Source organism: Thalassobacter stenotrophicus (genome assembly GCF_001458315.1).
Lineage (GTDB): Bacteria > Pseudomonadota > Alphaproteobacteria > Rhodobacterales > Rhodobacteraceae > Thalassobacter > Thalassobacter stenotrophicus.
In genome coordinates this window covers 1-10,236 of sequence record NZ_CYRX01000022.1, presented here as the reverse complement: position 1 = coordinate 10,236, position 10,236 = coordinate 1, and the positions used below count along the sequence as shown (strand labels likewise).

11 protein-coding genes are annotated in these 10,236 nt (G+C 57.6%); 7 read left to right on the top strand and 4 right to left on the bottom strand.

The genetic code is table 11. The features are described 5' to 3' along the window. Positions 1 to 388: 388 nt before the first annotated feature. Complete coding sequence (locus THS5294_RS18325) at positions 389 to 532, bottom strand: hypothetical protein (protein ID WP_158508580.1); 144 nt, start codon at positions 530 to 532, stop codon at positions 389 to 391. Between the two features lie 368 nt (positions 533 to 900). On the opposite strand from THS5294_RS18325, the gene THS5294_RS06475 reads away from it, so the two are divergent. From THS5294_RS06475 to THS5294_RS06460, 4 genes are all read left to right on the top strand, one after another. Next, the gene (locus THS5294_RS06475) at positions 901 to 1,599 is read left to right on the top strand and encodes a hypothetical protein (RefSeq protein ID WP_058123096.1); all 699 of its coding nucleotides are present in this window, start codon (positions 901 to 903) and stop codon (positions 1,597 to 1,599) included. Next, positions 1,599 to 2,267, top strand: a complete 669-nt coding sequence (locus tag THS5294_RS06470) for an RES family NAD+ phosphorylase (protein WP_058123095.1) — start codon at positions 1,599 to 1,601, stop codon at positions 2,265 to 2,267. The genes THS5294_RS06475 and THS5294_RS06470 overlap by 1 nt, the downstream gene beginning before the upstream one ends. Before the next feature lie 159 nt (positions 2,268 to 2,426). Beyond that, positions 2,427 to 3,185, top strand: coding sequence for a glycosyltransferase family 2 protein (locus THS5294_RS06465; RefSeq protein WP_058123094.1), 759 nt, complete (start codon positions 2,427 to 2,429; stop codon positions 3,183 to 3,185). Positions 3,186 to 3,196: 11 nt separating this feature from the next. Next, on the top strand, positions 3,197 to 3,979 hold the full coding sequence (locus tag THS5294_RS06460; protein WP_058123093.1) for a YdcF family protein: 783 nt from the start codon (positions 3,197 to 3,199) through the stop codon (positions 3,977 to 3,979). A gap of 3 nt (positions 3,980 to 3,982) precedes the next feature. Here THS5294_RS06460 and galU read toward each other — a convergent pair whose 3' ends face one another. From galU to nusG, 3 genes are all read right to left on the bottom strand, one after another. After that, positions 3,983 to 4,807, bottom strand: a complete 825-nt coding sequence (galU, locus tag THS5294_RS06455; protein WP_058123092.1) for a UTP--glucose-1-phosphate uridylyltransferase GalU — start codon at positions 4,805 to 4,807, stop codon at positions 3,983 to 3,985. A gap of 83 nt (positions 4,808 to 4,890) precedes the next feature. Further along, positions 4,891 to 5,874, bottom strand: a complete 984-nt coding sequence (gene galE / locus THS5294_RS06450; protein ID WP_058123091.1) for a UDP-glucose 4-epimerase GalE — start codon at positions 5,872 to 5,874, stop codon at positions 4,891 to 4,893. Positions 5,875 to 5,886: 12 nt separating this feature from the next. Next, positions 5,887 to 6,429, bottom strand: a complete 543-nt coding sequence (gene nusG / locus THS5294_RS06445) for a transcription termination/antitermination protein NusG (protein ID WP_058123090.1) — start codon at positions 6,427 to 6,429, stop codon at positions 5,887 to 5,889. A 215-nt stretch (positions 6,430 to 6,644) separates the two neighbouring features. Between nusG and THS5294_RS06440 the strand changes: the two genes are divergently transcribed. The 3 genes from THS5294_RS06440 (at position 6,645) to THS5294_RS06430 (ending at position 10,208) form a co-directional block, all read left to right on the top strand. Next, on the top strand, positions 6,645 to 8,195 hold the full coding sequence (locus THS5294_RS06440; protein WP_268873756.1) for a recombinase family protein: 1,551 nt from the start codon (positions 6,645 to 6,647) through the stop codon (positions 8,193 to 8,195). Positions 8,196 to 8,265: 70 nt separating this feature from the next. Further along, entirely contained in the window at positions 8,266 to 9,147 is an 882-nt protein-coding gene (locus THS5294_RS06435) for a ParB N-terminal domain-containing protein (protein WP_058123089.1), read from the top strand. A gap of 20 nt (positions 9,148 to 9,167) precedes the next feature. After that, a complete protein-coding gene (locus tag THS5294_RS06430; RefSeq protein ID WP_072936824.1) occupies positions 9,168 to 10,208 on the top strand; it encodes a plasmid partitioning protein RepB C-terminal domain-containing protein in 1,041 nt (346 codons plus the stop codon). Positions 10,209 to 10,236: the final 28 nt, after the last annotated feature.

The window sequence follows — 10,236 nt, the reverse complement described above, 5'->3', positions numbered from 1 at the left end:
TCGTCAGGCTCATAACCTGAAGGTCGTAGGTTCAAATCCTACTCCCGCAACCAAATAACTACGCCAAATCAAATGCTTAGAGCCCGACTTAATCAGTCGGGCTTTATGCGTTTGTTTCATGTCAACGCCATGTCAACGTTTGGCGAGTCGCACCCTCCGAAAAGCCGTAATCATTGATAATCAGCCGCGCTCAGCGGTGACCGATGATGTTCAGCTGCATTGAAACGGATTGGCTCGGCCAGCTGATGGCGACGATCGTGATCACTCCCAGCCTATTCTCCGCAGAGAATGCGGAGAATAGATCAGATAATCTCCGCACAGCACGCTTACTCTATCCAGGAACGTTGGCTAGAACTGAAATGTGAAAAGTTCACTGTGAGCGCGAGAGTCAGCTGTTGATCTCAGTTTCGAACGCTTCGATCGTAGCGAGGATTTCATCGAACTTTGGTGCGTCACCGATGATCATTTCCCGCATCCCAGCGTAGTCTTTTCTGGGCGCGGCGGCGAGGTTGGCGTTCGGTACCAAGCACAAGGAGCCAAACTTTGCCCGGTGGGCTGTCGACTCCGCTCGAATCCTCTCCACCCCTTAAGTCATTGTAATCATTGGTGCGGATGTGAGTTCGATGGATAATCGGCTCAAAGGCCTCGCGCAGCGAACCGTATTCCGTCCCAAGTTCAGCAGCCGTCGGATCCCAACGCAAACACGCTCTTGTCCACGTTCGAATACTTTGGGCGGGCGGCAAGCTGTTACCCGTAATGTGACGGATTTCAGGTCCGCCAGAACCAAGCGAAGCTGTAGGAAGCCTTGACGCAAAACGCTATATAGGCTACTTATCATTCACAACATATCGATTATATCAAAACGTAAAGCAAAGCTAACAAACAGTCAGGATCCCTCCCATGGTTGCCGCGACACTTGGAAACCACAAAAAGTACCCGTCTCGCAGGATCTATAAATCCAATCTTATGAATGCCTTCAGCGCAGGCAGCGGTAAAGTTATCGTTGAAGTGAAGCCTACTCAAAAGGTAACGGACGAGCCCGGCGCAGGGGGGTACAAGTCGAAGCGTGTCAAAATTGCCGATACTAAACTTCTTGAACGCACGCTGAATGTTCGCTTCCAGGAGGAAGTCGATCAGCTTGTCCAAGCGTACAGAACCATGCTCCGTGAAAGCATGGTAAAGGGCGACGACAAAGAGCTAAAAAAGGCTCTGACGCGCGCAAGGCTTCAGGAAAAGATCCTCTCCAATACTGCCATGGCCGATCAAGCGGAGGCTTGTGAACTACTCGGGCTCTCTAACTCCAACGCCTCCTCTACAATGAAGCGTAAGGAAGACAAAAATGAAGTCCTGCGATTCACCATTGATGGGCGTGCCGCCTACCCGCTCTTCCAATTCGATATTGATGAGCGCAGGATTTCTCCCGCTCTCATCAAGCTCATTGAGATGAAACCCGATAACTGGAGCGACTTCCGGCTGCTCTACTGGCTGACGCGACCGCACGCCGAGTTTGACGATACCCCGGCTGACGGACTTAGGAGCGATCATGACGCTGTCATTGCTGCATTTGAACGCACCATCCAGCCGGTGGAACATGGTTGATGAAATTCACACTGACAATTCCATCTCCGCAGGCAATGAAGATCGGCAAAGAAACCTATGTGACCTTGGATGCGGAGACGGAACTTCATCGCCTTCATCTGTCCCAATTCGGGGCTACTCAATTTAATAATTCGGGGAAAGGAAGCGCGCGGTTTTCCCCTATTCATAAAACTGATGACTCGGTAATTCCAACCATCTACGCTGCGCAATCCTTCGAGACAGCTGTCTGTGAAATCATTCTTCGATGCCCCGACGACCTATTCTCAGAAGATGATATGCCTTCCGAAACGATTGTCTTTCCATCGGATTTCGCCTGCTACAGCCACAGTCACATCAGATTAAAGAAAAGTGTTCTCCTCGTTGATCTAACGACTGCGGGGCAGAGAAAGATTGGAATTGATAGGAACGCTTTAGTGACGGGCCCCAGATGTACCTATCTGGATACGCGGGCCTGGGCCGAAAAAATCCATGCCGCCTGTCCTACCGCTCAAGGCCTATATTATACATCGCTTCAGAACGGGCCGGAGTATGCCATCGTTCTGTTTGGTGACCGTGTTCCGCAAGATATGTTCGAAGGGCTCTCGACTCGCGATGTGGCAAAAGAAGAGTGCCATGATGAAATTTGCAGCATCGCCGAAAGCCTTTCCATCGACTACATTGAAGTTTGAACCTTTGCTCAAATTAAAAAACATGTTCACAGCCCGGCCGCACCCCAACTACACAAGCTGACCGTAGAAACTTCTGGAACCATCAGCCACCATCGAGTTTCGCCCCAAGCCAGTTTCATGTAGAGACATGGCAATTCTTCTATTATTGAGACCCCGCCGTTGAAAATTTCTGTCATTACCGCTGTTTACAATTCGGAAGCGACCGTCGGCGAAGCCATCGCCAGCGTTGCCGCGCAAACGCATCCAGACGTCGAGCATTTGGTCGTCGAGGGAAAATCAAAGGATGGCTCCTTGGCGGCCATTGAGCGCGCGGGCCATGACCGAATGCGGCTGATCAGCGAGCCAGACAAAGGGATCTACGACGCCCTGAACAAGGGCGTGCGGAACGCAACCGGCGACGTGATCGGCTTCATCCACAGCGACGACTTTCTCGCACACGACGGGGTATTGGCGCGGATTGCGGTAGCGTTTGACGATCCGGCGGTTGAGGCGGTGTTCAGCGATTTGGACTACGTCGCGCAAGCAGACACGTCGCGCGTCATTCGGCACTGGTCGACCGGTGCCTTCCACCCGCGGCGCCTGAAGTATGGTTGGATGCCGGCCCACCCCACGCTGTACCTGCGACGCGAGGTCTATGAGCGGTTGGGCGACTACGACATCAATTTCGGTATTGCGGCCGATTACGATTTCATCCTGCGGTATTTTTCTAAGGCGACGGGTAAGACGGTCTATATCCCAGAGGTCCTCTACAAGATGCGGGTTGGCGGTGTCAGCAACCGCAACTTGGCCAAAATCCGCCAGAAGATGGAAGAGGACATGCTGGCGATCCGTCGCAACCGCGTGGGCGGCCTGCACACGCTGGCATTCAAGAACCTTTCAAAGGTGGGCCAGTTTCTGGTGCGCCCGCAGCGCAGCTGATCTACGTCGCGATGGACACGGCTTTTTTCATCCTTTCCAAGCTTATCGGGCTGGCCCTTCAGGTTGAGACCTGGCTTGTGATTGGCATGGTCGTAAGCTTGGTCGCAGGACGTTTTGCGCGCCCGCGTTTGGAGCGTTGGAGCGGCAGAGCCACGCTGGCCGCGCTTTTGGCTGTTGGCATCTTCCCCATTGGCGAGGTTGTGCTGCGCCCGCTGGAGGCGGAGTTTCCACCGCGGGCCGCCCCAGAACAAATCGACGGCATCGTCGTTCTCGGCGGCGTCGAAGACCAACGGGCGACCGCGGCCTGGGGCGAACCGCAACTCAATGAAGCAGCCGAACGACTGACAGCGGCTGTGGCGCTTGCAATTGCGCACCCAGAGGCGCGTTTGGTGTTTTCTGGCGGCAGTGGCCGTCTGCGGAACACCGTATTAGGGCAGCCCGACATTCCGAGCGTCGCGGTAGATTTCTTCGTGTCTCTGGGCATCGCCCCTGATCGGATCACATGGGAAGACCAATCGCGCAACACAGCCGAGAACGCACGGTTTTCATTCGAGGCCGTGGCACCGGCATCCGGCGAGACCTGGGTCCTCGTCACCAGCGCGTTTCACATGGACCGAGCGCTTACCAGCTTCGAGGCCGCTGGATGGGGCGACATTGTTCCCCACCCTGTAGACTATCGCACGGGGAGTTTCAGTGACGGGATCGGCTGGAACCTTGCTGGCAATCTCGAGGTGCTCAACATTGCCATCAAGGAATGGGTTGGTCGATTGGCCTATCGGCTGACAGGCCGGTGAGGCTCAAACCAACCCGTCGCGTTGCGCCACATGCATGATAGCTTGCAAGAACCCTTTGACGGATCCGCAGTCGAACCTCTGGCCATTCAGTGTGACGGCTTCCACCTGACCAGCGGCAGCTTGGGTGTTAATGGCATCCGCGAGTTGAATTTCACCACCGGCGCCGGGTGCTTGGCCGCGCAGGACCTCGAAGATGTCAGGCGTCAGCACATAGCGCCCGATTGAAGCTAGGTTTGACGGCGCCAGCTCAAAGGCTGGCTTCTCCACGAGGCCCGCAACGCTGCCAGCGGCGGGGCAGGGCTGCACCACACCGTATTTCGAGATGTCGGGCCCGTTGACCTCCATGACGGACAGCTGCGTCCGGCCTGAGGCTTGATAGCTCTTGACGAGATCGGCGGTCACGCCCGCCCCCTCGTAGGCCAGAAAGTCATCTGCAAGCAGGACCGCGAAGGGCTCATCGCCTACGGCCCGCTCGGCGCAGAGGACGGCATGGCCCAAACCCAGCTGCTCTGGCTGGCGCACGAAGATGCATTCGACGCCCTGTGGCAGGATGTTGCGCACCATGTCCGCTCGGCCCGTCTTGCCCTTGGCCCGCAGGGCGGCTTCCAGTTCCTGATTGCTGTCGAAGTGGTCCTCGATCGCCCGCTTGTTGCGCCCCGTCACGAAGATCAGCGTGTCGATGCCGGCCGCGATGGCTTCTTCGGCCGCATATTGGATCAGCGGCTTGTCCACGATCGGCAGCAGTTCTTTCGGCATGGCCTTGGTGGCGGGTAAGAAGCGAGTGCCGAACCCGGCAACGGGAAATACGGCTTTACGAACGGGTTTCATATTGGGGGAAGCTTTCTGAACGTCGTCTTGTTTTGAAAATACGGGATCGGTGGTTTTGGTGAGTTACGGCGGAAACATGCGCGCTACCCAGAATAGCCACCAGTTTGATACCAGCGCCAGGCATCCGCGATCATGCGCGGCAGCGTCGAGTGCTCCGGCGACCAGCCCAGTTCTTCTCCTGCGCGCCGGCTGCCAGAAACGAGTGCTGCTGCATCGCCTGCACGGCGCGGGCCAAAGCTGTGCGGAACATCATGGCCTGTGGCTGCCTTACATTCGGCAATCACCTCTTTGACCGAGAAGCCGGTGCCTGTTCCCAAGTTGAACACCCGGCAGCCCTTGCCCTCCAAAAGCCACTCGAGGCCCTTGATGTGGGCATCGACCAGATCCATCACATGGACGTAGTCGCGCACGCAGGTGCCGTCTGGGGTTGGATAATCCGTGCCATAGATGGTCAGGGCGTCCCTCTTGCCAGCGGCGGCCTCGATCATCACCGGGATCAGATGGGTTTCGGGTTGGTGCCACTCGCCCACTTCGGCTTCAACGTCGGCGCCTGCAACGTTAAAATACCGGAAGACCACCGCCTCAAGCCCGTGGCTCACGCCGAAGTCGCGCAGGATTTCTTCGACCGCGCGTTTTGAGGCGCCGTAGGCATTGAGCGGCATCTGGGCGCTCTGTTCATCTAACACCACGCCATCCTGATCGCCATAGGTCGCGCAGGTCGAAGAAAACACTATGTGTTTGCACCCCGCTGCCACCATGGCCTCAACTAGGTTGAGAGACCCGAGCACGTTATTGCGCCAATAGCGGCCTGGCTCGCGTGTCGCTTCGCCTACTTGGCTCAAGGCTGCGAAATGCATGACCGCGACCGGTGCATACTTGGCAAAGGCCGCGTCTAACGCGTCACGATCAAGCAGATCGCCCTGCACGAAGGGGCCGAACTTCACAGCACTGGCCCAGCTGGTGACGAGGCTGTCGAAGGTCACCGGGATATAGCCCTGCTGCGTTAGCAGTTTGCAGGCATGGGAGCCGATGTAGCCCGCGCCGCCCGTGACCAAGACATGTTTCATTGAATCTGCCCTTCAAATATCGTTTTTTGCCATCGGTTGGTTGCAGATGGACCGAAGCTGGTCCGCACCGACGGCCACGCGGGTCTGAGCACCCATGATCTCCATCAGGACCCAGACCCGCCGGTCGGGCGCGATCTTTTCCACCTCTGCCATAAAATTGGCAAAGGGTCCCTTCGTCAGCGTGACCTGATCGCCAGGCTTCAGAAGCTTCGGCGGCAGTAATTTGCCCTTCGCGTCACAGCGCAGCATCAGCTGCGAGACCAGATCCAGCGGCACAGCCGTTGGTTCCTTGCCGAAGCTCACCAGCCGAGTGATGCCGTAGGTCGAGTTCACAGTGCGCCAGAACCCGCGCGCCACATCGAAAGCCACAAAGATGTAGCCCGGGAACAGTGGCCGCATTGCGGTGACGAACTTGCCGTTCCGCTGGCGCGTCTCCTCCTCCATCGGCAGGAAGGTGTTAAAGCCCTGGCGTTTGAGGTTCTTATCCGCGATGTTGGCGCAATTCGGCTTTAGTTGCGCCAGAAACCAGCTTGTGCCGCGATCGTGAAATGTCATATTGGAACCTAATTAGCATAATTTCTCCACTTATCGCTCAAATTCGAACGGATGCAAGTAAGCTTTTTCGAGGGCGATGTGATGTTTCGATGAAAATACCGGAGTACACTGCCCTCAGAGCATTGATATAATGCGATAACCCAGCACTATCAGCTTGATACGTTTTGCCACCCACGCAAACGTCCGACCGACAGACACACGGATCGGAGGCTTAGTTGGACGGGAGTGGCGAGATTGCAGAGTTTCGGGCGGCGCAGTACGTGCGCATGTCGACGGAGCACCAGCAGTATTCAACGCACAACCAATCCGACAAGATCCGCGAATATGCCGAACATCGCGGTATAGAAATCATCAAGACCTACGCCGATGACGGCAAGAGCGGCCTGTCCATCGGCGGGCGCGCGGCCCTGCAGCAGCTGATCGCGGATGTGGAAGCCGGAGCGGCCGACTTCAACGTGATACTCGTCTATGACGTCAGCCGCTGGGGACGGTTCCAAGACGCGGATGAAAGCGCCTATTACGAATACATCTGCAAGCGCGCCGGCATCAACGTTGCCTATTGCGCCGAGCAGTTCGAAAACGATGGCTCGCCGGTCTCGACCATCGTCAAGGGCGTCAAACGCGCTATGGCGGGGGAATACAGCCGGGAGCTGTCGGTCAATGTCTTCGCTGGCCAATGCCGCCTGATCGAGCTTGGCTTCCGCCAGGGCGGCGCCGCCGGGTTCGGTCTGCGCCGAGTGCTCGTGAACGAGCGCGGCGAGATCAAGGGCGAGCTGAAGCGTGGCGAACATAAATCGCTGCAGACCGACCGCGTCATCCTGATGCCGGGGCCCGACGAAGAAGTGGCTTGGGTCAACAAGATGTATCGCTGGTTAATCGAGGAGGACCTGTCCTTCCGCGAGATCGCCGACCGCCTGAACGAAGAAGGCGTGACCACCGATCTCGATCGGCCCTGGACTTCCAGCACGGTGCGCACGGTTCTGACCAACGAGAAATACATCGGCAACAACGTCTACAACCGCTCGTCCTTCAAGCTGAAGAAGCTGCATGTGGACAACCCGCCCGACATGTGGGTGCGCAAGGAAGGCGCTTTTGAAGGGATCGTGCCGCTCGAATTCTTCTTGACGGCGCAGGAGATCATCACGGCGCGGTCGGCGCGCCTGTCAGACGAGGAACTGCTGGATCACTTGAAACGGCTCTACGCGGACGCCGGCCAGCTTTCTGGAGTGCTGATTGATCAAACACCGGACATGCCCTCGTCCTCAGCCTATCGCAACAGGTTCGGATCGCTGGCCCGGGCCTATGAGATGATTGGCTATCGCTCGGACCGGGATCAGGAACGGATTGCCCTGAACAAGCGCCTGCGCGGGATGCATCCGGAGATCATCGCGCGGACCGAGGCCGCGATTGCGGAGGTGGGCGGCACAGTGGCGCGTGATCCCAAGACCGATCTGTTGACCATCAACGATGAGATGGTCGTCAGCTTGGTTCTGGCGCGCTGTCAGCCTCAAGGCGACGGACGGCTGCGCTGGCGGATCCGGTTTGACCCGATGCGCTATCAGGCTGACGTCACGCTGGCTGTGCGGCTCGATCCAGAAAATCGCGAAGAACTCGATTACTACCTGCTGCCCTGGATTGATCTGCCCCGCCAAGAAATCCGCCTTTGCAACCGCACCAACATCGCCTTCGAGGCCTTCCGGTTTGAGGACCTCGGCTTTTTTTACGGCATGGCCGAGCGCGTCGGCATTCGCCGCAAATGGGGATGAGGGCCGAGATGATGCAAAACAAAGCAAGAACAAACCATGAACAATTACACAAAAAGAGGAAGCCACGCCCATGATGACTGACACACCCGAGAGCGTCACGCTCGTCCCCATTGACCGGATCGAGGTCCTGAATTCCCGGGCCCGCAATATGAAGGTCTTTGAGGAAATCGTCGAAAATATCCGCTCGATTGGCCTGAAAAAGCCGATCACCGTGACCGAGCGCGAGGGCGCCGATGGGGCGCCCGCCTATTTGCTGGTCTGCGGCGAAGGCCGGTTGAATGCCTTCCGGCTGCTTGGCGAAAGCCACATCCCGGCGCTGGTGGTCAATGTGACCGATGAAGACGCCTTCATCATGTCGCTGGCCGAAAACATCGCCCGGCGCGGGCACAGACCGCTGGAGATCCTGGCCGACATCGAGTTGTTGCTGGCCCGAGATTACACCATCGATGACATTATCACCCGCACAGGGCTTTCTGAGAAATACGTTCGGGACATCGTCTTCCTGCTGGAAAAGGGGGAGGAGCGCCTGATCGAGGCGGTGCAAAACGGCACAATTCCGCTGACCACTGCGCTCGAGATCGCCCGCGCCAAGCATGACGATGAAAACCTCGGCGACATGCTGGAAGAGGCCTACAAGACCGGCCAGCTCAAAGGGCACCAGATCACGGATGCCAAGCGGCTGATCGAAACGCGCCGCGAAAAAGGCCCGAAAACCGGTGGCGATCGCCCAAAGCTCCCGAACTCGGCGCATTCACTGGTCAAGACCTACCAACGCGAGGTCGCACGCCAGCACAAGCTGATGCTGAAGGCCGATCACGCGCATCAGCAGCTGCTCTTGGTGGTCCAAGGGCTGAAACGCCTCTTTGCCGATGAGCACTTTGTGACGCTCCTGCGCGCTGAAGGCCTCGACAGCCTGCCGAAATATCTCGCCGACCGCATCGAAACCGCCTGAAACCCGAAAAGGATGAACCCATGAATGACCTCAGCACCGTGAAGCCGCTTTACCCCGGGGCCTTTCCGCAGCCCGACGCCGGCGAGGATAACGCGCCCTATCCCAAGGCCCCGTTGAACCTGACCCTCGGGTTTGATCTCGAGACCTTCCAGATCCCGCTTGAAGAGTTGATGCCCTCGAAAAAGGTCCCGGACGGCGTGATGACCACGCGCAAGTTCAAGCAGATCGTTTCTTCGATCCGGGAGATCGGCCTGATCGAGCCGCTTTCGGTCATCAAGCCGGATCCAAATGCGGCAGGGTTCTTGCTGCTGGATGGGAATTTGCGGGTGCTGGCGCTGAAGGAACTGGGACAGGACACCGCGCCCTGCCTGATCGCTAAGGATTTCGAGACCTACACCTACAACCATCGGATCAACCGGCTCTCGACGGTGCAAGAGCATTACATGCTACGCCGCGCCATCGACAAAGGCGTCAGCAAGGAACGGCTCGCGCGGGCCTTCGACGTGAACCTCTCGACCATCAACAGCCGGATCAATCTGCTGCATGGGATCTGTCCAAAGGCGGTGGAACTGCTGCAGGACCACCAGTTCACACCAGATGTGACCCGGCACCTGCGCAAGATGAAGGCCGCCCGGCAAATCGAGGCGGTCGAGTTGATGATTGCAGCGAACACCATCACGGCCGCCCATGCGGACGCCTTGCTGAAAGCCACGCCGCCAGAACAGCGCACCGACTACAAACCGCCGCAACCGGAACAGCCCAAAGGCGATCCGTTAGAGCAGATCGTCAGGCTTGAGCGCGAGATGAGCCAGGTGCAGGAAAAGTACAAACATGCCGAGGAAAACTACGGGTCCGAGCTGCTGAACCTGGTCGTCGCCAAGGGTTACCTGAAAAAGCTGATGGAGAACGAGGCCGTCCGGTCCTACGTGGCACGGCATGCGTCCGAGATCCTCGAGCAGTTTGAACTGGTGCTGAATACGGTCAGTATGGAAGAGGCGGTGGAACAGGCCGAGAGAGAGGAAGGGCCAGGCGGGAACCCGTTCCAGATGTTTGGGCAATGATCCCCGATTGGTCTGGCGCGGCTTCGGT